Origin of the sequence: Chryseobacterium cupriresistens (assembly GCF_046614675.1) — a bacterium.
In the GTDB taxonomy this organism is placed as follows: Bacteria; Bacteroidota; Bacteroidia; order Flavobacteriales; family Weeksellaceae; genus Chryseobacterium; species Chryseobacterium cupriresistens.
On the sequence record NZ_JBKKJT010000007.1, the window covers coordinates 55,914 to 81,222 of the forward strand.

General features: G+C 36.2%; 23 protein-coding genes and 3 tRNA genes. 12 read left to right on the plus strand and 14 right to left on the minus strand.

Going from position 1 to position 25,309, the window contains the following annotated elements; translation table 11 throughout:
- Positions 1-242: 242 nt before the first annotated feature.
- The 3 genes from ACLI50_RS17830 to ACLI50_RS17840 form a co-directional block, all read right to left on the minus strand.
- Positions 243-316: transfer RNA gene (locus tag ACLI50_RS17830), tRNA-Arg, on the minus strand.
- 41 nt (positions 317-357) lie between these two features.
- Positions 358-432, minus strand: a tRNA-Pro gene (locus ACLI50_RS17835).
- A 14-nt stretch (positions 433-446) separates the two neighbouring features.
- Positions 447-531, minus strand: a tRNA-Ser gene (locus tag ACLI50_RS17840).
- Between the two features lie 135 nt (positions 532-666).
- Here ACLI50_RS17840 and ACLI50_RS17845 point away from each other — a divergent pair.
- The 4 genes from ACLI50_RS17845 to ACLI50_RS17860 all read left to right on the plus strand — a co-directional run bounded on the left by ACLI50_RS17845 (position 667) and on the right by ACLI50_RS17860 (position 5,275).
- The gene (locus ACLI50_RS17845; protein ID WP_411414338.1) at positions 667-1,692 is read left to right on the plus strand and encodes an N-acetylmuramoyl-L-alanine amidase; all 1,026 of its coding nucleotides are present in this window, start codon (positions 667-669) and stop codon (positions 1,690-1,692) included.
- Positions 1,693-1,764: 72 nt separating this feature from the next.
- Complete coding sequence (gene aspA, locus ACLI50_RS17850) at positions 1,765-3,165, plus strand: aspartate ammonia-lyase (RefSeq protein WP_110010803.1); 1,401 nt, start codon at positions 1,765-1,767, stop codon at positions 3,163-3,165.
- Between the two features lie 91 nt (positions 3,166-3,256).
- The gene (locus ACLI50_RS17855; protein WP_411414339.1) at positions 3,257-4,111 is read left to right on the plus strand and encodes a glycosyltransferase family 2 protein; all 855 of its coding nucleotides are present in this window, start codon (positions 3,257-3,259) and stop codon (positions 4,109-4,111) included.
- A gap of 123 nt (positions 4,112-4,234) precedes the next feature.
- A complete protein-coding gene (locus tag ACLI50_RS17860) occupies positions 4,235-5,275 on the plus strand; it encodes a hypothetical protein (protein ID WP_202839817.1) in 1,041 nt (346 codons plus the stop codon).
- A gap of 20 nt (positions 5,276-5,295) precedes the next feature.
- Here the strand turns inward: ACLI50_RS17860 and ACLI50_RS17865 are convergent, their stop codons facing one another.
- The 3 genes from ACLI50_RS17865 to ACLI50_RS17875 all read right to left on the minus strand — a co-directional run bounded on the left by ACLI50_RS17865 (position 5,296) and on the right by ACLI50_RS17875 (position 8,487).
- The gene (locus ACLI50_RS17865) at positions 5,296-6,774 is read right to left on the minus strand and encodes a lipopolysaccharide biosynthesis protein (RefSeq protein WP_411414340.1); all 1,479 of its coding nucleotides are present in this window, start codon (positions 6,772-6,774) and stop codon (positions 5,296-5,298) included.
- A gap of 9 nt (positions 6,775-6,783) precedes the next feature.
- Positions 6,784-7,578: an FkbM family methyltransferase gene (locus tag ACLI50_RS17870; RefSeq protein WP_411414341.1), complete on the minus strand. Its 795-nt coding sequence runs from the start codon at positions 7,576-7,578 to the stop codon at positions 6,784-6,786.
- Positions 7,579-7,821: 243 nt separating this feature from the next.
- A complete protein-coding gene (locus ACLI50_RS17875) occupies positions 7,822-8,487 on the minus strand; it encodes a DUF2461 domain-containing protein (protein WP_411414342.1) in 666 nt (221 codons plus the stop codon).
- Positions 8,488-8,927: 440 nt separating this feature from the next.
- On the opposite strand from ACLI50_RS17875, the gene ACLI50_RS17880 reads away from it, so the two are divergent.
- The 7 genes from ACLI50_RS17880 (at position 8,928) to ACLI50_RS17910 (ending at position 15,961) form a co-directional block, all read left to right on the plus strand.
- Entirely contained in the window at positions 8,928-10,625 is a 1,698-nt protein-coding gene (locus ACLI50_RS17880) for a DEAD/DEAH box helicase (protein WP_411414343.1), read from the plus strand.
- 151 nt (positions 10,626-10,776) lie between these two features.
- Positions 10,777-11,415, plus strand: coding sequence for a DUF47 domain-containing protein (locus ACLI50_RS17885; RefSeq protein ID WP_027374906.1), 639 nt, complete (start codon positions 10,777-10,779; stop codon positions 11,413-11,415).
- Positions 11,416-11,428: 13 nt separating this feature from the next.
- Positions 11,429-12,571: an inorganic phosphate transporter gene (locus ACLI50_RS17890; protein WP_110010796.1), complete on the plus strand. Its 1,143-nt coding sequence runs from the start codon at positions 11,429-11,431 to the stop codon at positions 12,569-12,571.
- Positions 12,572-12,673: 102 nt separating this feature from the next.
- Positions 12,674-13,645 carry a polyprenyl synthetase family protein gene (locus ACLI50_RS17895; protein WP_110010795.1) on the plus strand — a complete coding sequence of 324 codons (972 nt, stop codon included), beginning with the start codon at positions 12,674-12,676 and terminating at the stop codon, positions 13,643-13,645.
- Between the two features lie 76 nt (positions 13,646-13,721).
- Positions 13,722-14,672 (plus strand): GSCFA domain-containing protein, encoded by a 951-nt coding sequence (locus ACLI50_RS17900; RefSeq protein WP_411414344.1) that lies wholly within the window; start codon positions 13,722-13,724, stop codon positions 14,670-14,672.
- Positions 14,673-15,194 (plus strand): DUF4269 domain-containing protein, encoded by a 522-nt coding sequence (locus ACLI50_RS17905; protein ID WP_411414345.1) that lies wholly within the window; start codon positions 14,673-14,675, stop codon positions 15,192-15,194.
- A 5-nt stretch (positions 15,195-15,199) separates the two neighbouring features.
- On the plus strand, positions 15,200-15,961 hold the full coding sequence (locus ACLI50_RS17910) for a TatD family hydrolase (protein ID WP_411414346.1): 762 nt from the start codon (positions 15,200-15,202) through the stop codon (positions 15,959-15,961).
- A gap of 220 nt (positions 15,962-16,181) precedes the next feature.
- Here the strand turns inward: ACLI50_RS17910 and ACLI50_RS17915 are convergent, their stop codons facing one another.
- From ACLI50_RS17915 to ACLI50_RS17940, 6 genes are all read right to left on the minus strand, one after another.
- A complete protein-coding gene (locus tag ACLI50_RS17915) occupies positions 16,182-17,486 on the minus strand; it encodes a DEAD/DEAH box helicase (RefSeq protein ID WP_202839799.1) in 1,305 nt (434 codons plus the stop codon).
- Positions 17,487-17,664: 178 nt separating this feature from the next.
- Positions 17,665-18,294, minus strand: coding sequence for a porin family protein (locus ACLI50_RS17920; protein ID WP_411414347.1), 630 nt, complete (start codon positions 18,292-18,294; stop codon positions 17,665-17,667).
- Positions 18,295-18,388: 94 nt separating this feature from the next.
- Entirely contained in the window at positions 18,389-18,880 is a 492-nt protein-coding gene (locus tag ACLI50_RS17925; protein WP_411414348.1) for a DUF6438 domain-containing protein, read from the minus strand.
- 304 nt (positions 18,881-19,184) lie between these two features.
- A complete protein-coding gene (obgE, locus tag ACLI50_RS17930) occupies positions 19,185-20,168 on the minus strand; it encodes a GTPase ObgE (RefSeq protein WP_202839793.1) in 984 nt (327 codons plus the stop codon).
- 61 nt (positions 20,169-20,229) lie between these two features.
- Positions 20,230-20,808, minus strand: a complete 579-nt coding sequence (locus tag ACLI50_RS17935) for an adenylate kinase (protein ID WP_202839791.1) — start codon at positions 20,806-20,808, stop codon at positions 20,230-20,232.
- A 151-nt stretch (positions 20,809-20,959) separates the two neighbouring features.
- Positions 20,960-21,514 carry a phosphoribosyltransferase gene (locus ACLI50_RS17940; protein WP_047374145.1) on the minus strand — a complete coding sequence of 185 codons (555 nt, stop codon included), beginning with the start codon at positions 21,512-21,514 and terminating at the stop codon, positions 20,960-20,962.
- A gap of 393 nt (positions 21,515-21,907) precedes the next feature.
- On the opposite strand from ACLI50_RS17940, the gene ACLI50_RS17945 reads away from it, so the two are divergent.
- On the plus strand, positions 21,908-23,497 hold the full coding sequence (locus ACLI50_RS17945; protein ID WP_411414349.1) for an ABC-F family ATP-binding cassette domain-containing protein: 1,590 nt from the start codon (positions 21,908-21,910) through the stop codon (positions 23,495-23,497).
- A 140-nt stretch (positions 23,498-23,637) separates the two neighbouring features.
- Here ACLI50_RS17945 and ACLI50_RS17950 read toward each other — a convergent pair whose 3' ends face one another.
- Together ACLI50_RS17950 and ACLI50_RS17955 are read right to left on the minus strand one after the other, a co-directional pair.
- Positions 23,638-24,585 (minus strand): alpha/beta fold hydrolase, encoded by a 948-nt coding sequence (locus tag ACLI50_RS17950; RefSeq protein ID WP_411414350.1) that lies wholly within the window; start codon positions 24,583-24,585, stop codon positions 23,638-23,640.
- 103 nt (positions 24,586-24,688) lie between these two features.
- Entirely contained in the window at positions 24,689-25,309 is a 621-nt protein-coding gene (locus tag ACLI50_RS17955) for a hypothetical protein (RefSeq protein WP_202839785.1), read from the minus strand.

Consider the following 25,309-nt stretch of genomic DNA (forward strand, 5'->3'; position numbering starts at 1 on the left):
ATACTATGGTTATTTATGTGGTGGTAAATCCTTTGAATCTTTTTCACCTTTCCTGTAAAGGCTCTGAGGAATGTCCAATATAGAATTTATCCAAAGATTTAGAATGAAGTATATAACAATAGCTCATAGAACTAATATAAACAAAAAGTTCAAGATTTTCGATGAAAATAAATCGTGGATATCAATTTGTATGAAGGTAATAAAAACAAAAAACCTCACAATAAAAATTGTGAGGTTTTTTGTGAGCGCGAAAGGATTCGAACCTTTGACCGTCTGCTTAGAAGGCAGATGCTCTATCCAGCTGAGCTACGCACCCTTAGAAGTTGATTCCCGCTTAGTAATAAGCACATTAAAAAGTCGGGGCGGCAGGATTCGAACCTGCGACCTCCTGGTCCCAAACCAGGCGCGATGACCGGACTACGCTACGCCCCGAATATATAGAAGAGCGGAGGGTAAGGGATTCGAACCCTTGCGACACTTTCGCGTCGACAGTTTAGCAAACTGCTCCGTTAACCACTCCGGCAACCCTCCTTTTTGTTTATTTTTTAATGATCGTTGTTCCGTTATTGCGAGTGCAAATATAGAACAGATTTCTTTATTTACCAAATAAAATTCAAGAAAATTTTGTGTATTTTTGAACTAATAAATCATCCAAAAACCAAACTGATGCGTAAAACATTATATATCATCGGATTAAGCACATTTGTTTTTTCATGTACTTCTCAGCAAAATGTGAAAAAAAATACTTACAAACCGAAAACCCCAATAACACAGGCGAAACCAGCGGTTCAGACAAAACCTCCGGTTGCTCCAAAACCCAAAGTTGTATCTGATCATGGAGTAGAATTTTTTACGACCAATATAGCAGATCCAACCAAAAATGATAATACGGCGAGTTATGGTTCTATTGTATCTGCAAAACCGGGCGGATATAAAGTGGTAAAAACTTATTTTCCTGCAGTCGCCCAGAATTTCAGACAGCGTTATCTGATATTACATTATACGGCTCTTGCAGATGATAAATCGATCAGTGTTCTTACCCAACAGGCAGTAAGTGCCCATTATCTGGTAAATAATACAGGAGATAACGAGATCTACCAATTGGTAGATGAAAATAAAAGAGCATACCATGCAGGGATAAGTGCATGGAGAAATGACAAAAATCTTAATGATAATTCTATCGGTATTGAAATTGTAAATACAGGATATACTACAGATAGTACCGGTAAAAGAACTTTTGCCCCTTTTAGTGATGAGCAGGTGAAAAAAGTGGCTGCTCTGGTTAAAGATATTGTAACAAGATATCAGATCCAGCCAACAAACGTATTGGGGCATTCAGATATTGCTCCTACAAGAAAACAGGATCCGGGACCGATGTTCCCGTGGAAAAAGCTCTATGACGAATATCAGGTTGGAATGTGGTATGATGAAGCTGCTAAACAGACTTATCTTGAACCTGCACAAGCTGACCTGGCAGCGAAATATAATGAGTCCAGTTTTATTTTCCTTATTCAGACTTCATTGCAGAAATTCGGATATGCACTTGATCCTAGCGGACAATGGGATGATGCTACCAAGAAAACAATTGAAGCATTCCAGTACCACTTCCGTCCACAGAATTATGACGGAATTATGGATGCTGAAACATGGGCAATACTCCAGGCTTTAAATCAAAAATATCCCGTAAAATAATTCAAATTAAAACGCATCGGTTAGATGCGTTTTTGCTATCTTTAAACGATCAAAAACAGTAAAATATCTGTAATGGAAAATTTCAGAAAAGAAAGTGATCTATTAGGCGAACTGAATGTGCCTTTAGATGCTTATTATGGGGTTCAGACACAAAGAGCTATCGACAATTTTAAAATCTCAGGACAGCTTTTGTCTTCGTATCCGGATTTCATAAAAGGGTTGGCTTTTGTTAAAAAAGCAGCCGCAAAAACCAATTATGAATTAGGACTTCTGGACGAAAACCTGTATTTTAAAATAGCAGAAGCGTGTGATGAAATTGTAGAAGGGAAATATCATGAGCAGTTTCCGGTAGATATGATTCAGGGGGGAGCAGGAACTTCCATCAACATGAATGCGAATGAAGTGATCGCTAACATCGTATTGGAAAAATTAGGAAAAAATAAAGGAGAATACGAATTCTGTTCGCCTAATGATCATATCAACCTTTCTCAGTCTACCAATGACGCTTATCCTACAGCTATCAAAATGGGATTGCTTCAGATGAACATTGGGCTGGTAGAAAAATTAGAAAGAATTATCACTGCTTTCCGTGCAAAAGGACAGGAATTTCAGGATGTAATCAAAATGGGACGTACACAACTTCAGGATGCAGTCCCAATGACTTTAGGACAGGAATTTGAAGCGTATGCAGCCACTTTGGAAGAGGACATCTCCAAACTGAATAACAATGCCAGTCTTTTTGTAGAAGTAAATATGGGAGCTACTGCCATCGGAACAGGAATAAATGCTCCTGTAGGCTATGCAGCCCTTTGTGCTAAAAACTTAGCTCAGATAACAGGATTTCCGATTGTTTCAGCACCAGACCTTGTGGAAGCTACCCCTGATACGGGATCTTATGTGATCTACTCATCAGCAATGAAACGCCTTGCTGTGAAACTGTCAAAGATTTGTAACGATTTAAGATTACTTTCATCAGGTCCAAGAGCAGGCCTTTTTGAAATTAATCTTCCGCCAATGCAGCCGGGTTCTTCTATTATGCCGGGGAAAGTAAATCCTGTAATTCCGGAAGTGGTCAACCAGGTATGTTTCAAAGTAATCGGAAACGATCTTACGGTAACTTTTGCAGCAGAAGCAGGACAGTTACAGCTGAATGTAATGGAACCGGTACTTTCTCATGCCATCATGGAAAATATCAACTTCCTTTGCAATGCTTTGGATACACTTCGCGACAAGTGTGTGGTTGGAATTACAGCCAATAAGGAAGTCTGCCTGAATATGGTGAAACACAGCATCGGAATTGTAACGGCATTGAATCCTTACATCGGGTACAAACAGTCTACACAGATTGCAAAAGAAGCTTTGGAAACCGGGAAAAGCGTTTACAATCTTGTTCTGGAAAAAGGAATTCTCTCTCAGGAAAAGCTGGACGAAATTCTTGACCCGAAGAACATGCTGAAACCGCATAACAAATAAATTCATCAACGATAAATGATCAATGGTAATTGATGCCCTCGAAAGCTTCTCATCATTGATCATTTATTATTCATCATTTATACTATAATTCGTGAGGTTTTTAATCATAATTCCTGCCCATAACGAAGAAAACAACCTTCCATTTACTCTTGATTCTTTACAACAGCAAAGCAGCAAAGATTTTAAAGTAGTGGTAGTGAATGACGGTTCTACAGACAGAACAGCTGAGGTGATCAGAAAATATACGGAAGCTGATTCCCGTTTTGAAACGGTCAGCCTTCAGAAATCTGAACATCAGCCGGGATCAAAAGTGGTTCACGCTTTCAAAAACGGACTTCAGACCCAGGCTATGGATGAATTTGATATTATCTGTAAATTTGATGCCGATATCATTCTTCCGGAAAATTATCTGTCAGTGGTAGAAACAGCTTTTGCCACGCATCCGGAATTTGGATTGGTAGGAGGCCTTTTGTACATTGAAAAAGACGGAAACTGGGTATATGAGGGAAATTCCAATAAACATCATGTAAGAGGTCCTATGAAGGCCTACCGTAAAGAATGTTTTATTCAGATGGGCGGCATAAGGGAAACACTGGGCTGGGATAATATTGATTCCATTTTACTGGATAATCTTGGATGGAAAGAAGTTGTTCTTCCGGAGCTGCATGTAAAGCTGATTAAAGTAAAAGGAGCCGATTACACGATACGCCCTGCGGATTATTACGGAAGATATTTTTATTTCTTAGGACTGAACAGGTTTCTGGCATACATAGCCTCCTCAAAAGAAGCTGTGAAAAGTAAGTCTGCTTCATTTTTCTTTGATATTATCAGGTCTTATGAAAACTGCAGATCAAAGAAATTAGAATTGAAAATTACAAAAGAAGAACAAAAAGCCGTTAATGATCAGCGTCTGAAAATGTTGAAAAAGAAATGGCTGAAGATGTAAAAGATAAATTATTTTATACATTGTAAATGTGCATCAGTAGAAACGAGCTTTAGCTCGTTTAATTAAAAAAAATAAAAATCCATTGGCTTTAGCCAAAACTTAAGATATAACTCCCGTTAACCCGTGAAAAAAATAGCTTACATAGAAATAGACACTCATGCAGAAATTGCTCAGGCTTTCATGGATATTATGGAAGGTTCTGAGGATTTTGCCGTAGACTATTATTTTTCAAAAAGAATAAAAGATCAGATCAACCATCGTGACGAAGCTGTTTTCTTATCAGACAGTTCCATGATTCTGGATCAGTTAAAAGGGAAAGGATATGACCTCGTGGTAATAGGAACTGTTCATCGTTATTTTAATACATTTTTTGCAGTGACAAAAAAGTACAATACAGCAGTTATTACCCATAATCTTAATTTCATAAAATCTTCAAAGCTGGACCTGATAAAAAGCGTTTTCAAAGGAGATGTTATTTTCAGGTTAAAATTGTGGCTGAAAGAAGGGTTGCTGTACAAGACCAAAGTGTATCAGACATCCCGGTCTCTTTTTGTACTGGATGAAGCATTGATTTCGGATCAATATCAGTATCTGCCGCTGTTTTATACCAGAGATTTTGACAGGACAAAAAATGAAAATCTTATGGTCGTAATTCCAGGCGGTGTTTCACAAAAGAGAAGAGATTACGCCTATATTTTTAAAACTATTCAGAATCTCCATACAGACAGGATTTGCCAGTTTGTTTTCCTTGGAAAAGCAGGCGGACACGAGTTAAAACAACTTGAAAATTTGTTCGGAAAATTACCCGAAAACATTAAAATTACCTATTTTTCAGAAAGGGTGTCCCCCAGGGATTTTGAAAAATGGATGCAGAAAGCAGACGTTTTGTGGTGTCCGATTCAGCAGGATACAGAATTCTTCAGCATGAAAGAAACCTATGGACTGACTAAAATGACAGGAAACCTGGGCGATGCCATAGCCTATGGGAAACTGGCTGTTTTTCCAGGAAATTATCCCTCAAAATTAGACTTTATTATTGCTGAAAAAGAAAATGTTCTTGAACAATTAAACACTGTTTCGGAAACTCCATTTGATTTTTATAAAACTTATGGTAGGAAAGAAGTTCAGAAGAGACTGGAACAATTTCTAACATCTTTAATCTAAAAAAAGTCTGAATTGTTCTCTTATTTTATCTTAAATACACTCTTGATAAACTTCATATTCAGATAATCTTCAACCGGGAAAATCTTTGTGAAGTAATTTCCGATATAGATCAGTACCAAAACAACTGCAGGTTTGTAAACAAGATTAATCAGATTGCTGTTGAAATTAGGAAGAACAATGGCTACTGTAATGGCTAAAGTACAGATAATAGACACGAAAATCATTTCAATACTTAAAGGCGAAACTTTAAATACAATATAATTGAAAACAATTTTCACCACATTATAAATCGTAAGTGAAATAGCTGTAGATAAAGCAATTCCGATCAGTTTCAGTGGTGTGTTTTTAATAAAATAATAATTCAGTCCGATCGTTAATCCGGCCAGTAAAAGCATGACCAGAATATTGAATCTGTAATATTTTGAGAGTGAAATAATATTTCCATTAAATCCCGTTGCAAGGTCGATCAATACAGCAGAGCCCCAGATCCATACTACCGGCTCGTACTCTCTGAGCATGGTTCCGTTCTTTGGCATAAACTGCGTCAGATATGGAAATCCAACCATAATGCACGAGAACAACACAGCGCCAAGGAAATAAAGTGTTAAAGAAGTTTTCTTATGGAACCTGTCCAGTTCCACCATATCTCCGTCTGCCAGATTTTTACTGATAATCGGAGCTGAAATATTGAATAGTCCCAGTTGGGGGATAGAGATCAGAGAAATCAAAGCATAGAGAACGGAATATATCCCGTTTTCTTCCATTCCCATAAATTCTCCAATCATAAAACTGTTGATCGCCAGATAATTTCCAAATGTTCCCAGAAATCCAAAGAAACTGTAGTTCAGGAATTCTTTCCAAAAATTATTTTTTTTGAAATAATCTGTGCTGATGTCGAACTTTATTTTTTCCAGCTTATTGGTATAATAAATATACCCGAACAGCATGAGCGCAAATATTCCGAAGAAAAAAGCCAGTGCAATATTCTGAGACAAAGAAAAATAGAAGAAAAGACAGAAAGCCCCCAGATTTGCTATTTTAGGGAAAAGATTGTCAAAGATATTCGAGACGACAATTCTTTTATAATTTGAAGTGTATTTATTGAAAATAGCACAAAGTGACAAAATTAAAATTAAGGGTAAAATAATTTTTTTAATTTTCCACGCTTCTGAATGTACAAATTTCGGATAAAAATAGGGGAGGATAAAAAATACAGTAACAAAAACGAGAAAATTGATCAGAACTGTCACAAGAGATAGTGAAAGCATATTCTGGTTTTTTCCTTCTTTCTGCAAAGCATTAAAAAATTTTACATTCGCATAAGAAATACCAAAAACAACAAAAGGAACGAGCATTTCAGCGGTTTGCATACTGTAGCGCAGCTTTCCGTAAAATTCAAAATCATTCGGAAATATGAATATTGCGGAAACGGTGCCCAGCAAAAAACCAATATAACCGATAATGGAATATTTGAAGCCTTGTCTCGCTACTACACTCATAAAGTTGTTTTAAATGTTTTTAGGTATAAAAATAATATTGTTGATGTACTGAGTTTTATTTTTTTCGTCGTTTGTATTTTGTGTAATAATATCTTCTGTAAGATCCTCCAGCGTAAAACTGTTTCTGTTCAGATATTTGGCGTCATATCCCCAGCTCATCACTTCGGATATCTCATTCCAGATCGGCGTTTCATGGTGTCTTTGTTCCATCTCAACCATCAGGGTTGGTTTGAACTGTCTGATAGTTTCTCTCGCACCGGAAAGGGTCTTTATTTCGTTTCCTTCAACGTCTATTTTAATAAAATCAAGCCTGTTAAAATGTTCAATTGCTGCCCATTCATCCAGCTTGATCACTTTTACTTTCTCTGTATAACTTTTCTCTTCTCCCTTTTCTTTGTAAGCCGTGTTTAAAGTACCGCGGGAAGCAACCGTTTTTCCGTTTATAATGGGTACTTTGAACTCAGCAATTCTGTTTTCGTCAGAAAGAGCAAGAGGAAAGATATGCATGGCCGGAAACAGTCTTTTCAATCGTGTGCAAAGCTTTTTATTAGGCTCAAAACCATAAATATGGTCATGATTTAACGTTTTTTCCAACTGATAAAGGAAAGTTCCTACATTCGCACCAATATCAAGGATTACAGCATTTTTAGAAAGGTATTCTTTGATCCATACCAGTTCCGGTTCTACATTACGTTCCGAAAAGTTGTTTTTATTAAGATTATTTAAAGTTTTAAAATATCTTTTTTTGTAAAAATTCGGGCTTATGTATTGTAGTTTCTCTGCAATTTTTTGGTATAAAGACATTGTTGGCTTTTTGGCGAACAGCAAAGATACATAAAAATGTAAAACTTTTCTTAAAAAATGTTAATTGTGATAGCTTGATTTTCAGTACTGAATTTTAAAATTTGATTTTGTAACCCCATTGAATTTTAAGATATTCTCAATTTGTCACAGAGATATCTTTATCTCTGCAACACATGTTTTAAACATCGTGGCCGGTAAGAATACACACAGTTGTCTGTTGAATCTGCGATTTATGATCACAAATTAAAGCAGAGGCGTATTCAGGAAATCATTGAAAGGTTTCATCAGCTTGAAAATGCTGCTCATATTTTTCACTGCATTTTTGTCCAGTACTTCCACATCTTTCAGAGAGTATATCACAATAAAGTTTTTAAGCTTGAGGTATTCTGCCATAGGGTCTTCCTTTTCAAAGCCTTGAGGGACTTTCTTCAGTTTATCTTCCTGATCAAGCTCCGGAAAATGTTTTTTAAAATCTTTATTATTGAGAATTTTCAGGAAATCATCTCCATACAAAGAAATTTCCTTACGGATTTCTTTCAGTACAGAAGATTCAGGCATATAGATTCCTCCGGCTAAAAAGGATTTTCCGGGTTCAAGGTGAAGATAATAACCTCCTTTCTGATTTCCTTTTCCCATTCCCAGAGAAGCTCCGAAATTGGTTTTATAAGGTGACTTGTCCTTTGAAAAACGGGTATCTCTGTAAATCCTGAATAAGGCTTTTTTACTGTCTATTCTGGCAAGTTCTTCATCAAAACCGGACATCTCTCTGATGAGCTCATCCAGAAAGGAAACCACGTTTTGCTGCGATTCTGTGTATAAGTTTTTATTTTCATTAAACCACTCGCGGTTATTGTTTTTGTTTAACTTTTTTAAAAAATCAAATGTTTTGGAAGAAATACTTGAAGACATATTGTAATAGGTGTTTTTTTGTTATTAAGTGAGATTCAAAATCTATTCTCAATTCTGGATTTCATACCCAGAATCCCGAATCAAAGTCTCGGATGTCGGATCTCGCAACCCGGACCCCGAATCCCACAACTCAAATGTACAAAAACTATTAATGAAGAGACAATGTTCAATAGCGATAAATAAGAATATGAAAAACAAAAATTTGCATTTCATGGCTTTATTTTTGAAAATTCATAAATAACACAGAAAAAATTAATCCAATTTAATAAAAAAAAATAATGTTTAACAACTTTTTAAATCTAGGCTTCTTTTTTTAGATTTAATTTTCCAAAAATCAAAGAAATATTAAAGGATTGTGAATTTAAGTTTGCATATTTAAAAATTTATTCAAAAACAAATCAAATATTTATTGTATCTTTGCAAAAATTTTAAAATAGTTAATGAATTTATTTACGGAAACCAATTTAAGTCCTGATATCCTTAAGGCAATTGGCGAACTGGGTTACGAAAGCCCAACAGAAATCCAAAAACAGACTATCCCTTTTATTCTTTCAGATATTCGCGACTTGATCGCACTTGCGCAGACAGGGACAGGCAAAACAGCAGCGTTTTCGCTTCCGATTTTGGATATGATTGACGATACGAGTCGCAAAATCCAATTATTGGTGCTTTGTCCGACACGGGAATTATGTCTTCAGATTTCGAAGGACATAAAGAATTACTCTAAGTATATGAAAGACATCAAGACAACTGCGGTTTATGGTGGAAGTAGTATTGTAGAGCAGATGAGATCTTTGAAGGATAAGCCACAGATTATCGTGGGAACTCCGGGAAGAGTAATTGATCTTATCAACAGAAAAGCATTAGATTTTTCTGCGATCCATTGGTTAGTATTAGACGAAGCTGATGAAATGCTTTCTATGGGATTCAAAGACGAATTGGAAACGATTCTAAGCGAAACTCCGGAAACGAAACAAACTTTCTTATTCTCTGCAACGATGAATAAAGAGGTGGAAAGAATTTCCAAAAATTATCTTACAAAACCACATCGTATTTCTGTAGGTTCTATCAACGAAGTGAAGAAGAACATTACTCACGAATACTATGTTGTAGGATACCGTCAGAAAAAAGAAGCATTGAAGAGACTTATCGATGCAAATCCAAACCAGTACTCCATTATCTTCTGCAGAACGAGAATGGAAACTCAGGAGGTTGCTGATTTCTTAATGCAGAACGGATATGCCGCTGATGCTCTTCACGGTGATCTTTCTCAGGCGCAGAGAGATACGGTAATGAAGAAATTCAGATTGAAAAACATTGATATTCTTGTGGCTACAGATGTTGCAGCAAGAGGACTGGATGTAAACTCTCTTACTCACGTTATTCACTTCTCTTTACCGGATGACCCTGAAGTATTCGTTCACAGAAGCGGAAGAACAGGTAGAGCTGGAAAAGACGGTATTTCTATGGCTTTGATCAAGCCTGAAGAAAGCAGAAAGCTGAAGCAGATCAAATCTGCAACGAAAATTGAAATCCACGAAAGATTTATCCCTACAGGTGATGATATTATCAAAGCTCAGGTAGGAGGTGTATTTGAAAAATTATTGACAGAGCATGAAGATCTTTTCGAATTTGATGATAGCTTAATCCCGGATCTGAGCAACTTTACAAAAGAAGAACTGGTACACCAGCTTCTACAGTTCCAGCTGAGAGATCTTGCTTTATACTACAAAGACAAGCACGACCTTGCTGAGCAGAAATTAAGCAGCAGAGATGACGATTACTCAAGAAGAGACCGTGGACGTGACAGAGACAGAGATAGAGGTCGCGACAGAGATCGTGGACGTGACAGAGACAGAGATCGTGGCGGAAAACCAAGAAGAAGAGATGAAAACATGGTAAGATTCTTCTTCAACCTTGGTAAAAAAGACCACCTGAAGAAACTTGATGTTTTAGATATTATCAACAAAGCTACTGCTGGAGGAAAAACCAAAAAAAGAGCGGAAATCGGTGATATTGAAATCTTGGAGAAATTCTCTTTCTTCGAAGTTGAAAAATCGTTCAAAGACAATGTATTGAGCAATATTCAATCCATGAAGTTCAAAGGAAAAGATATGAGAGCTGAAGTAGCTAACTAATCTCTTCCTATACCATACAAAACCGGCATTAATGCCGGTTTTTTTATTTGATAATCAGTAGTTAAGCGAATGTTAACAAAACTTAATGTTATATAGTTTCACGTACAATCCTTTTTTAAGAAATTTGCACACGAATTATAAATACTAAAAAATGGGAATTGGTAATATTTTCCACGCTTTTCAACCAAAAGATAAAATCTTCTTTGTACTTTTCGAAAAAGTAACTGAAAATCTAGTTGCAATGTCAGAAGAATTCAACACAGGAATCAAGGATTTCGATCTTAATGACGATTCAATGTTGAAGAAAATGAGCGACTTCGAACACAAGAACGATGAACTTACTCACGAAATTTTCGTAGAATTAGGGAAAAACTTCATTACACCTTTTGACCGTGAGGATATCCACACATTGGCAACAGGGCTTGATGATATCGCTGATTATATCTACGCATCCACAAAATATATTTTTCTTTACAAATCACCTGAGATGAAGGCCTATTCAGACTTCTCTTTATTGATCCATAAAGCATGTCTTGAAATTCAGAATGCGATGAAAAACCTTAAAGGGTTCAAAAATATGGAACAGGTGAAAGAAGCTTGTATTAAGGTGAACTCTATTGAGAATATTGCTGACGATTTGCTTTCCAACTCAATGGTAGAATTATTTGAAACTAATGATGCCATCAACATTATTAAAGTTTCATCTGTATTAAACTACCTTGAAATTGTAACAGACAAAGCAGAAGATGTTGCCAATACGATTGAGAACATCATGATTAAATACGCCTAATACATAGCAAAAAATGGAATTTCCGATTTTACTTGTAGTTATTATTGCGCTGGCCCTGATCTTCGATTATATCAATGGTTTCCATGATGCAGCCAACTCAATTGCAACTATAGTTTCTACAAAAGTTTTAACTCCATTCCAGGCTGTACTTTGGGCGGCGCTTTGGAACTTCGCAGCATTCTTTATAGCTGCTTATATTATTGGAGAATTCAAAATTGGTAATACAATTGCCAAAACAGTTAACGAGAATTTTATCACCCTTGAAGTTATATTTTCCGGTCTTGTGGCAGCTATTGCTTGGAACCTGCTTACATGGTGGTTCGGAATCCCTTCATCATCATCACATACGCTGATCGGAGGATTCCTGGGAGCAGCTCTTATGCATGCTTTCATGATGGATTATCACGATGTGGCTGCAGCCCAGCCGGATCTTGGAATGTGGGGTACTGTGAAAGAAGCTTTCAATCAGGTAACACACCAGAGTGTGGTGAAATTTGATAAAGTAATTCCTATCTTCCTGTTCATTTTCATGGCTCCGATTATAGGGATGATTATTTCAATTATCATTACCCTGATCATTGTACATCTTTATAAAAGATCAAACCCGCACAAAGCAGACCAGTCTTTCAAAAGATTGCAGCTGGCTTCATCCGCTTTATTCAGCTTGGGACACGGTTTGAACGATGCACAGAAAGTAATGGGGATCATTGGTGCAGCAGTAATATATTACCACGTTAATATGCTTCAGGATGTTCAGTATCTGAATATTCCTTCTGCAGAACGTTTTGATTATTTTGCGCAGCATTATATCTGGGTTCCTCTGGTTTCGTTCCTTGCTATTGGTTTAGGTACCATGAGTGGTGGTTGGAAGATCATCAAAACAATGGGTACCAAGATTACTAAAGTAACTTCATTAGAAGGGGTAAGTGCAGAAACTGCAGGTGCTATTACTTTATTCATCACAGACCACTTTGGTATTCCTGTATCTACAACCCATACGATTACAGGTTCTATCATCGGGGTAGGATTAACAAAAAGAATTTCAGCAGTAAGATGGGGAATCACTGTAAGCTTACTTTGGGCCTGGGTTCTTACCATTCCAATCTCTGCAATTGTTGCAGGAATTACCTATCTTGTGGTAACCTTCGTTTTCTAGAAAAACAAATCATATAATTATACAAACTTTGTCCTTTTGGGCAAAGTTTTTTGTTTTATAAAGCCTTGAAAAATCGTATTTTTGTTCAAATTATAAGATTTTATGGAATTTTTAGACAGATACCAGCAGATTGTTGCAGATGCCATCACTAAATATACTTTTAAAGATAAACCTTCGGAGCTCTATGAGCCGATGAATTATATTATTTCCCATGGTGGAAAACGTCTTCGTCCTATTATGGTACTGATGGCATGTGAGATGTTCGGTGGAGATCTTAAGCAGGCCATCAAGCCGGCATTGGCTATCGAATTTTTCCATAACTTCACCCTGATCCATGATGATATTATGGACGAAGCTCCTTTGAGAAGAAACAAGCCAACTATTCATACTTTACATGGTCTTAACGTAGGAATTCTTTCCGGAGACGGACTGATGCTGAAAGCCTATAAATTTTTTGAAGATCTTGAACCTGAAATTTTCAAGGCATGTATCAGAATATTTACCCACACAGGACTTTTATTATGTGAAGGACAGCAGTATGATATCAACTTTGAAACTCAGAAGGATGTTACTTTTGATGATTATATCAGAATGATTACCTACAAAACCGGAGTGTTGAGTGCCTCTTCATTTGAAATAGGAGCTTTGATTGCAAAAGCAGATTTTAAAGATGCTAAAGCTATTTTCAATTTCGGAAAACATATCGGAATTGCCTTCCAAATTATGGATGATTATCTTGATGTATTCGGAGATCAGGCACAGTTTGGAAAGAAACACGCCGGAGATATTTACGAAAATAAAAAAACAGTTCTGTATCTGTTAGCAAGAGAACATGCTACAGATGAGGAAAGAAAAGAACTGGATTACTGGTATTCTAAAAAGACGGAAAACGTTGATAAAGTGTACGGGGTAGAAAAGATTTTCAGAAGAACAAAAGTGGATGAAAAAGCATTACGACTGATTGAAAAACACAATGAAATCGGACAAAGTTATCTTCAGAAAATTGATGTGCCGGAAGAAAAGAAAAAACCTTTTATTGAACTGGCCAATTATTTGTTGAGAAGAGAAAGTTAATATAGGCAGCAGATGATAGGTAGCAGGTAACAGTAATTTGCCCGCTACTTATTTCCTGCAACCTAACCCTTATACAATGAAATTCAGAACAGAAGTTGATATTCCCGCATCAGAAAAGAAGATTGAGATTGAAGATAAAATATTCTCAATAGGATCATGTTTTGCCTCTGAAATGACAGATCTATTGCAGGACGGACAACTTCAGACCCTTAATAATCCTTTCGGGACGATTTTTAATCCTTATTCCATCAATCATGCCATCCACAGATTACATGATTCTACATTTTATGAAGAAGAGGAACTGATTACTTACAATGAAGAATATATCTCTCTGGATCATCATACCAGTTTTGATACCCGTTATATTCATCAGACCTTAGATAAGATTAATGGAGCTATTGAAGCGGGAAATGCCTTTCTTCAGGAAGCCGACTGGATCATCATTACTTATGGATCATCATTTATTTATGAGTTTCTGCCCAAAAATAAACTGGTAGCCAACTGTCATAAAATTCCGCAAAAGTTTTTTGAGAAAAGACTGCTGTCCCATCAGGAGCTTACCAGTTCAATTTACCAGACTATTCTGGACCTTAAAGACATTTGTAAAGAAGGAGTCCAAATCCTGTTTACCGTTTCTCCCGTAAGACATACCAAGGATGGAATGGTAGAAAATCAATTAAGCAAATCGAAACTGATTACAGCTATTCATGAATCAATTTCAATGTTTGAAGACTGTCATTATCTGCCTGTCTATGAGGTTTTGATGGATGATCTCCGGGATTACCGTTTTTACAAAGAAGATATGATCCATCCCAGCGCTCAGGCGGTTAATTATATTTTTGAGAAATTCGGAAGGTCGTATTTTTCAGAAGAAACCCAGAATTTTATTAAAGAAAATTTTAAGATTATCAAAGCTCTTGAACATAAGACCAGCGATAAGAAAGATCCCAAGTTTATAGAATTCAGAGAAAAACTGGATCAAAGAATTGAAGCACAGCGTAAAAAAGTAAAACATAAAATATTTTAAATGCCTGATTTTACCAGAATTGATTATCTGAAGGATGGAAATGAAAGACAGAAAAGAGCTTATGAAATTCTTACAAAGTATCGTGTCTTTGAGAAACTGAAAGATTATTCTCCGATTCTGGCAGGAACTGTTCCTATAGAAATTGATATCAAAGGAAGTGATCTGGATCTTATTTTTGAGGTGGATTTAAAATTTGAGCAAGACTTTCTGGATGATTTACTATTTTGTCAGCTCATTCCTCAAGACGCAGAAGTGGAATATCCTATCGTAAACGGTGAAAAATGCATTACATTAAATTTTATGCTTGATGGTTTCCCCATCGAGATTTTCGGACAGAATAAACCTACAATAGAGCAAAACGCTTATCTTCATATGGTTGCCGAATACAAAATATTACAGGAAAAAGGAGAAGAATTTAAACAGAAAATAATAGAACTTAAAAAACAGGGAATAAAAACAGAACCCGCTTTCGGATTATTGCTGGGACTTGAAAACCCTTATGAAGATCTATTGAAATTTTAAATAAAATGATTGATACACATACACATCTATACGCAGAAGAATTTGATGAAGACAGAAAAGAAGCTATTCAGAGAGCTTTAGATAAAGGAATTACAGAATTCTACCTTCCGGCTATTGACTCAGGGTCTCATGAGAAAATGCTGCAGCTGGAAACAGAATATCCGGGGCAGATTTTTTCTATGATGGGATTACATCCTTGTTATGTAAAACAGGAATCCTGGGAAAAAGAACTTGAAATCGTAAAAAATTATCTTGATCAAAGACATTTTCCTGCGATAGGAGAGATCGGAATAGATCTGTACTGGGATAAAACAACACTCGATATCCAGGTGAAAGCTTTCGAACAGCAGATCGACTGGGCCATAGAAAAAGACCTTCCGATTGTGATTCATACAAGAGAAAGTTTTGACGAAACATTTGAGGTGCTGGAAAGAAAAAGACATCCTAAATTAAGAGGGATTTTCCATTGTTTTTCAGGGAATCTTGAACAGGCACAACATGCCATTGATCTTAATTTTATCTTAGGAATCGGTGGAGTAGTCACTTTTAAAAATGGAAAAATAGATCAGTTTCTGAACGAAGTTCCATTGGATAAAATTGTTCTGGAAACAGATTCTCCTTATCTCGCACCGGTTCCTCACAGAGGTAAAAGAAATGAAAGTTCTTATCTTGATCTGGTAGCCGGAAAACTGGTGAATATTTATGGAAAAGACTTTACAGAGATAGACCGTATCACAACAGAGAATGCAAAAAATCTTTTTAAGTAAAGCGGCTGGAAGCTGGAAGACAGAAGCTGGAGGTTACTGTTAGTCTTATAATTTCTGGCAGTTATTGTTATAACCTCAATAACTTCCTTCTTCCAGCTCCCAGCTTCCAGACTCTATTAAAACCTGCAATTCTTCTACCGAATTCAGCCAGGTTAAGCAATATAAGCTTTAATAATAAGATAAATAAACCCCTTTTCAACACTGAAAAGGGGTTTGTTTTTTATTTTTTTCTTGTGAAATTCTTATTCTTAGGTTTTTTAAAACCTACAGAAGCTCCCGCAGAAGGCTTTTTACGGTTATTATTAGACCTTGAATTATTACTGTTTTCTGTTTTGGGCTTTCCGCCGCCGGCAGGAACAGGTTTATTATTCGAATCCCTCTTCTGTGCCACCAGATCATCTGTATGGAACGGATGATCCTTGATCACAGGAATTTTTTTGCCGATCAGCTTTTCTGTATTCTTTAAATTCAGAAGATCAAGTCCGTCTACAAAAGAAATAGAGGTTCCTTCAGCTCCGGCTCTTCCTGTTCTTCCGATTCTGTGTACATAGGTTTCAGAAACATCAGACAGTTCAAAATTGATTACGAACTTCAATTCATCAATATCAATTCCTCTGGCTGCAATATCTGTCGCCACAAGAACCCTTGTTTTTCCGGATTTGAAATTGTTCAACGCATTTTGTCGTGCATTCTGAGATTTGTTACCGTGAATCGCTTCTGCAGAGATATTATCTTTCTGAAGTTTTCTTGAAATCTTATCCGCGCCATGCTTCGTTCTGGCAAAAACCAGTACAGAATCTGAAATATCATTTTGAAGAATGTGAGAAAGCAAATTCAGTTTGTTATCTTTTTCTACAAAATATACAGATTGTTTGATGGTATCTGCTGTAGAAGAAACCGGAGTTACCTCCACTTTCACAGGATTATTCAGGATAGAATTAGCCAGTTTCTGAATTTCAGCCGGCATTGTTGCCGAAAAGAATAAAGTCTGTCTCTTCTGAGGTAAAAGTTTAATAACTCTTTTTACATCATGTACAAATCCCATATCCAGCATTCTGTCTGCTTCATCAAGAACAAAAATTTCAAGGTTTTTCAGGCTGATGATTCCCTGAGCAATAAAGTCCAGAAGTCTTCCTGGTGTTGCTACCAGAATATCAACCCCTTTTCTCAAAGCAGCTTCCTGATTTCCTTGTTTTACGCCTCCGAAAATAACAAGTTGTTTTAACGGAAGATATTTACCGTAAGCATTAATGTTTTCCTCAATCTGAATGGCCAGTTCTCTGGTGGGGGTAAGGATTAAGGCTTTTATATGTTTATTGGGAATTTTATTTTTGGATAAATTCTGTAGGATAGGGATGGAAAAAGCGGCTGTTTTTCCTGTTCCTGTCTGCGCACAACCTAAAAAGTCTCTGCCTTCTAAAATATCAGGAATAGATCTTTCCTGGATAGGAGTCGGAGTCGTGTAGCCCTGCTCCTGGATTGCTTTTGCAATAGGTTCTATTAAGTTTAAGTCTGTAAAATTCAAATGAATTATTTTAAAATTTAAATAAAAATTCCTTCAGTCTGAAAGAATTACATTCTGCAAAGGTAGTCTAAATATTTTTAAGTATCTTTTTCCACTTTTTTATACTTATTGCCTATTGAAAAACAGAAATGGCCGCCCGAATGTGAGCCGCCATTTTTTTCTGTTAGATATCTGCAGTTTATTTAAATCTATATCCTACGCCAGCCTGAAGAAATCCCATTTTAATGGGAACTGCATTGCTTTTATTCATTTCTATAAAATTGAAATTGTATCTGGCGTCAACAAAAAACTTTTGATTAATCTTATATTCTGCACCCAGAAAAGGAAATAAATTCAAGGTTTTTAAAGATTCGTAATTGTGCGTTTCAGCCTCATCAAAAACAGTATTCATTTTTACTTTGGATGATATATTAAATCCTAAGTTCATCCCTACAGAAGCAGAAAGCTCCGGAACAATATAATATTTTACTGAAATGGGAACCTGTATCTGGTTGAATTTATAATTAAAGTTCATGTTACCCATGTTTACCACTTCGTTGCCTACCAGCTCATACCAGGGATAAGCGTCTTTACCACCCAGTTGTGTATATAATACTTCAGCCTGCAAGCCAAATTTAGAGGACAAAGGTTGCTCGGCCAGGATTCCGGCGTAGAAATAAGATTTTGAATCGAGTTGTGTGTTAAAGAATTTCATGCTGGATAAGGTATATCCTCCTTTTACTCCAAAGCTCATCGATTCGGAAGTTGTTTGTGCATTACTTATTGTTGATAAAACAAATGCCAGAGCGATAAAAATGTTCTTCTTCATGTTTTTTTGAATGGTTAATAGTTCTGTAAAATAATAATTCCTCCCAAAAGAAGGAATTATTGCGGTAAAGATAGTTTAAATATTTTTATAAGGCTTATTTCACTTTAGTCCATTCCTGGTTTTTTCTCAGATTTTCAAAAAACTGGTACACTTCTGAGAGTTTCTCGCTTCCACGTTTTCCATAATCTTCCACATTTTTTGAAGTTCCGTCAGCAAATTTGATTCTTAAATAAGAGGTTGGAAGATCGGTGATATTGTGTTCGCCGTATTTATCATTTAATGCTTTTACATTTAATCCGTCGAGCAAGCTGATTAATTTATTGTAATCCTCTTCTTTAATGGTTCCTTTAAAAGTTCCTTCACGCGGCTTTGAAAACTCATCTTTTGAAGGTTTATCATTAAAATTAAAATGTTCCGCTTCAAAGACTGCAGTTCTGTCCGCATTGATGGTCATTTTAAAAACAGGACAAAATCCAAAACATGGAGTCGCCTCATATTCAATGGCAGCATATTTTGAATTTACTTTTTGAGAGGTTGTACAGGATGTTAAAAATACAAATGCACAAATGGCTAGCAAATATTTCATAGTTTTTTTCAATTTCAGAGGATCTCCCAATAATTGTTCCAAAAGAGAAAATTTTCTTTTGTTTTTATGTTAAATCAGTTTAATTTTTATTGAACCATTAAGATTCGAATGAAGATATTAAGAACAAAGTCTCACTTCACGCTTAAAATCGGAATAATTGAACTTAATTTTACTTGATCTCGTAAACCCTTCTAATGGTTTAAAATAATATTTAACAGAAGAAAATTCATTATAAAAAAACAGCCTTAGAGAAATCTGAGGCTGTTTTTTATGACGCAGTTTTTACAACTGATAAATCAATATTTTATCCGTGCAACTGTTTCCAGATCGCATCCTTAAGTTCCATGAGACCTTCTCCGGTAACACCTGAGAAGAACAGAGGCTGTTTGTTTTCCGGGAACTCTGCTGCAATTTCCTTTTTCAGTTCATCATCCAAAAGGTCAGATTTTGAAATGGAAATAATGAAATCTTTATCCAGAAGTTCAGGATTGTACTCCTTCAGTTCATTTTCAAGAATCTTAAACTCATTGAAATGATCTTCAGAATCAGCCGGAATTAAGAATAAAAGGATAGAGTTTCTTTCGATATGTCTCAGGAATCTGTGTCCTAAACCTTTTCCTTCTGCTGCTCCTTCAATAATACCCGGAATATCAGCCATTACAAATGATTTGTAATTTCTGTAATCAACAATTCCGAGGTTAGGAGTCAGTGTCGTAAAGGCATAATTGGCAATTTTTGGTTTTGCCGCAGAAACAGATGCTAAAAGTGTAGATTTTCCGGCATTCGGAAACCCAACCAGACCTACATCTGCCAAAATTTTAAGCTCGAAAACGATATACCCTTCTTCTCCCGGAAGACCTGGCTGTGCATATCTTGGGGTCTGATTCGTAGAAGACTTGAAGTGCTCGTTTCCTAACCCTCCTTTACCACCATGCATCAGGATGATTTCCTGTCCGTCTTCTAAAATTTCACCAATAATTTCGCCTTCTTCATTTTTGGCAATAGTTCCCACCGGAACCTCAATATAAACATCAGCTCCGTAGGCACCGGTAAGCTGGTTTTTTCCTCCGTTTTCACCACGTTCTGCTTTTACGTGACGGGTGTATCGGAGTGGAAGCAAAGTCCATTCATTGGCATTTCCTTTCATGATGATATGACCTCCACGACCTCCGTCGCCTCCGTCAGGACCACCTTTAGGAATATACTTTTCACGGCGAAGGTGGGCAGAACCAGCACCTCCGTGTCCGCTTTTACAATGGATCTTTACGTAATCTACAAAGTTAGACATATAGTTTGTGTTGCGGGCTTCAGGCTACAGGACAAAATTTCTTATCCCTGCCATATCCCGATTATTTAATTTTCTCTACCTCAGCGAAAAGTTTTTGGGAAATCTCATCAATTTCTCCAACACCATTTACCTCTACATATTTTCCCTGCTTCTTATAAAGCTCGGCAACTTCTGCTGTTTTGGTATAATATTCTTTAATTCTGTTTTCGATGATCTCTACATTGCTGTCGTCTGATCTTCCGCTGGTTTCACCTCTTTTCAGAAGTCTTTCCACCAAAATTTTGTCCTCTACCACCAATGAAAGACAGATATCAATCTCGTCATTCAGTACTTCTTTAACGATTGTTTCCAAAGCTTCTGTCTGTGCAGTTGTTCTTGGATATCCGTCAAAAATAAAACCGTTGGTATCAGTTGGTTTTTTGATCTCATCGATCAGCATATCTGTTGTTACCTGATCCGGAACCAATTCTCCCTTATCGATGTATGATTTAGCCAGTTTTCCAAGTTCAGTGTCATTTTTCATGTTGTATCTGAAAAGATCACCTGTTGAAACCTGTTTTAAATTGAATTTTTCGATCAGATTCTGAGCTTGTGTTCCTTTTCCACTTCCTGGAGGGCCGAACAGAACAATGTTTATCATAATGTTGATTCGCTTTAGGCAATTGGCATTTTGCTTCTGGCTTTAGGCTTTTGGCGGTTTGCTCTTTGCTTTCAGCTTTTTTAAGTTATTATTAAATTTATTTCTTTATATAATTTTAAGCTAAAAGCTATCAGCTAATAGCCAACAGCGTTTAATGGTTGATTTGTCCGTCTTCCAGCTGATATAAATTCGGAAGGTTTCTACCCAATTCGTCATAATCCAGTCCATATCCAAGCACAAACTTGTTAGGAATTTCCTTTCCGATATAATCCAGTTTGAAATCTTTCTTGTAAATCTCCGGTTTCAGTAGGAAACTAGCCAGTTTTACAGATTTAGGACGTTGTGTTTCTTTGAAATATTTGAAAAGACTTTCAACGGTATTTCCTGTATCTACAATATCTTCAACAAGAATAATATGACGGTCTCTTACATCTTTGGTAAGCTCCATTTTCTGATAAACGATCCCTGTAGACTCAGTTCCTACATAAGAACTCATTTGAATGAAGGCAATTTCGCATTCTCCCGGGTAATATTTTAAAAGATCTGAGAAGAACATCACCACCCCATTTAAAACCCCTATGAAAACAGGAACTTCGTCCTTGTAATCTTCATAAATTCTTAACGCTGTCTCTTTTACAATTTCCTGAATTTCGGCATCCTTTAAATAAGGAACGAAAGTTTTGTCGTGAACTTTAATGCTTTCCATAAAATTTTTAGTAGTTGGCAAAGTTACGGATTTTTGATTAAAATACTTTCCTGTTTTTGTCAGTTCGAAAGTTAAAAGGTATTGCAACAACAAAATTGAATATTACAGCGAAGTATGTTTAAATAGTAAGAATGATAAGATTTTTAATTAGATAGAATGATATAGCCTTAAAAAAAGGATTTTGAAAGGGATTAAAAGCAGGTGTTTGAAATAAGGAAGAAAAGGATAATGATAAATGTCCTGATTATTGATAAAAACAAATATTCAGAAAAATGAGTATCTTTGTTCTTTCAAAACCCAAAAAAACAGACATGTAGGATATCATTTCTTTCAGACTCAATAAAACGGTAACAACAATGTTGCTGGTGTTCAACCTTTATTAAGAAAGAAATCATGATTTTACTGCAAAATATATCCTTTGGGTTTCCGGGAGGAAATCTTCTATTTAATCATATCAATTTAACAATACAGTATCATACCAAATCTGCTCTGGTAGGGAGTAATGGAGTGGGAAAATCAACCCTGCTGAAAATAATCGCGGGAGAAATACAGCCTCTAAACGGCAATACCAATATCCAGGGTAATATCTTTTATGTACCGCAGATGTTTGGAAATTTAAATGATCTTACCATTGCAGAATGCCTGAGGATAGATCAGAAACTCCATGCTCTTCAAAAAATTACCAATGGTGAGGTGGACGAAATATATTTTGAAACGCTCAATGACGACTGGGATATTGAAGAAAGATGCCAGAATGCTTTGGAGCATTGGGGTCTCGAAAATTTTGAATTAACTCAAAAACTGGAAGACCTGAGCGGAGGACAGAAGACTAAAGTTTTTCTTGCTGGAATTCAGATCAACCAACCTGATATTATCGTATTGGATGAACCGACCAATCACCTGGACAGGGAAGGAAGAAAACTCTTGTATGATCTTATTGACAAAACAGATGCAACAGTGGTTATCGTAAGCCACGACCGTACTTTGCTCAATCTTGTGGATACCATATTTGAGTTAAGTAATCAGGGAATTGCAACTTATGGTGGAAACTATGACTTTTATGCCGAACAGAAAGAAGTGGAGGAGGAAGCATTGCAAAATGATATCCATTCCAAAGAGCGGGCTTTAAAAAAAGCAAAAGAAAAAGAACGGGAAACATTAGAACGAAAGCAAAAATTGGATGCGAGAGGTAAAGGCAAACAGGAAAAATCCGGAGTAGCAAGGATTATGATGAATACTCTTCGGAATAATGCGGAAAAAAATAGTTCAAAACTGAAAAGTGTCCATGCTGAGAAAATAAGTGGTATCTCAGGTGATTTGAGAGATTTGCGTTCCTCGTTAAAGAATTTTGAGCAGATGAAAGTGAATTTTAATGATTCCAATCTGCATTCAGGGAAGGTTTTGATTACAGCCGAAGATTTCAACTTCAGTTATGGAAAAGGAAAACTCTGGAAAGAAAATCTTAATCTTGAAATCAGCAGTGGAGACAGAATTTCAATAAAAGGAGGAAACGGTTCAGGAAAAACGACGCTGATAAAACTTTTGTTAGGAAGTCTTCAGCCTTCGGAAGGGAGAATAAAAAAAGCAGATTTCAACAGTATTTACATTGATCAGGAATATTCTCTGATTGATAATGACTCAACGTTGTATGATTTTGTACAGACTTTCAATGACAGTGCCATGCAGGAATCCGAAGTGAAAACATTACTGTCCAGATTTTTATTTTGGAAAGATACCTGGGACAAAAAATGTGGTATGCTGAGTGGAGGAGAGCGTTTACGGTTACTTCTCTGCGGGCTTTCCATCAGCAATAAAGCACCGGATATGATCATCCTTGATGAACCTACCAATAACCTTGATCTGCAGAATGTGGAAATTCTCACCCATTCTATCAAAGATTATCATGGAACCCTGTTGGTGATTTCCCACGATGAAGTTTTTCTGGGAGAGATTGGAACTGGTCAGGAATTAATTCTGAATTGATACCTGGGTTTCACAAATTATACAGAATCATTTTGATATTCAATAGAGATGGGCTTTAGCCCGTCTATCAATAAGATTAGAATCCATCGGCTTTAGCCGAAACTTATACAGAAATTCCAGATAATTGTTATCTGGAATTTTTATTCTCTGTGATTATTGAATTTAAATATCCACTTATAAATTTCCGTCAGAACCTCTTCTCTTATGGATTCGTTCAAAATCTCATGACGCATTTCCGGATAGATCTTTACGTCTACATTTTCAAAACCATCAGCTTTTAAGTTATCGACCGTATGCATGACTCCTTTTCCAAAGTCACCAATCGGGTCATTCTGTCCGCTTACAAATAAAAAAGGGAAGGATTTTGAAATAGAAGAAGCCCAGTTTCTTGCAGTCGCCTTTTTATAAACAGTAAATAGAGTATAAAAAGCATTATGGGTAAACGGAATTCCGCAAAGTTCATCCTGTTCAAAAGCCTTTCTGTTTTCAGGATTAATACTGAGCCAGCTTGTATCGCTGAAATCTTTATCCTTTTTAAAATGCTTGTTATTGACACTCGTAAAAACAGAATTTAAAAACGTACGATGACGGGGAGCAATAGCTGTGGCTAATGATAAATACCCTCTTAATAGATCAATTCCCGGTAAAGGTCCGCCGGTTCCTGTAATGACAGCTCCTGAAAATTGACTGCTTACCTTTTGAAGAAGACAACGTGTAATAAAAGATCCCATAGAATGTCCCAGAATAAAATGGGGGACATCCGGATATTGTTCTGCAAGATGATTTGCCATCATTTCCGCGTCGGCTATAAGTCTTTCATCCGGTTTTTCAAGCTGGAAGAAACCAATATCCTTTTTTTCTTTTACCGATTTTCCGTGTCCCAGATGATCATACGTCAATACAGCAATCCCATGAGCCGCGAAATATTCTGCAATCTCTGCATATCTTCCGCTGTGTTCCTGCATTCCGTGAACAATAAGTAGCGTGGCTTTCACAGAAGCTGCATACGGATAAAATAAAGTGTAAAAGAGTTGGGTTTGATCGTTTGTGGTTGCAGGTAGATAACCTGATTTTTGGAGTGGATTCATGTTTGGGATTGTCTTTTGGTGTTTTGGATGAGGATTAAAGATATTTCTTTGCAGACTTTAAACCTAACAGGTTTTTAAAACCTGTTAGGTTTCATTATAGTAGCTACTTAGCCTCTGATAATGTCCAATCAAGGTAAATGTCTTTATTAATTATATCCACAAGAAGATCTTCCAAGTTCTCGCAAAAATTTCTTTTTAATATTAGTGGAGATTTTAGTAGGGTTTCTTTTAATTCTTCTTGAGTGTAATAATGTGCGTTTGGATGATCACTGTTGTATTGATTAGCTTTCCAGATTTTATGCTTTAATAAAACATTTACTATGTTTTCAAGGATTATGTCTTCCAATCCACATGCTTCATCTTCTACTTTATTAATTATTAAATCATATTTCCCATCCCAAATATCATAATCTTTGTAGTAAACTCTTATTAGTCTTTCCTTATTCAATTGATTAATTATATGAATAAGGCCACGTTTTTCTCCAGTTGCGCTTCCGTAGGAAATTATTTTTTTACTTCTTTTTAAAACGAATAAAGGACCTTGTCCGACAAATTGGTGTTCAAATTTTAATGTTTCAAAAAACTTTTTAGATTGATAATGGAAACAAAATGTGTCATCAGTTTCACTTATATCGTCTTCGAATATTTGAACAATATCGCCAAATTCTTTTAAAAGATATTCTTTGGCTATTTTCAAATATTCATCTTTTGTGTTTTCTTGCAT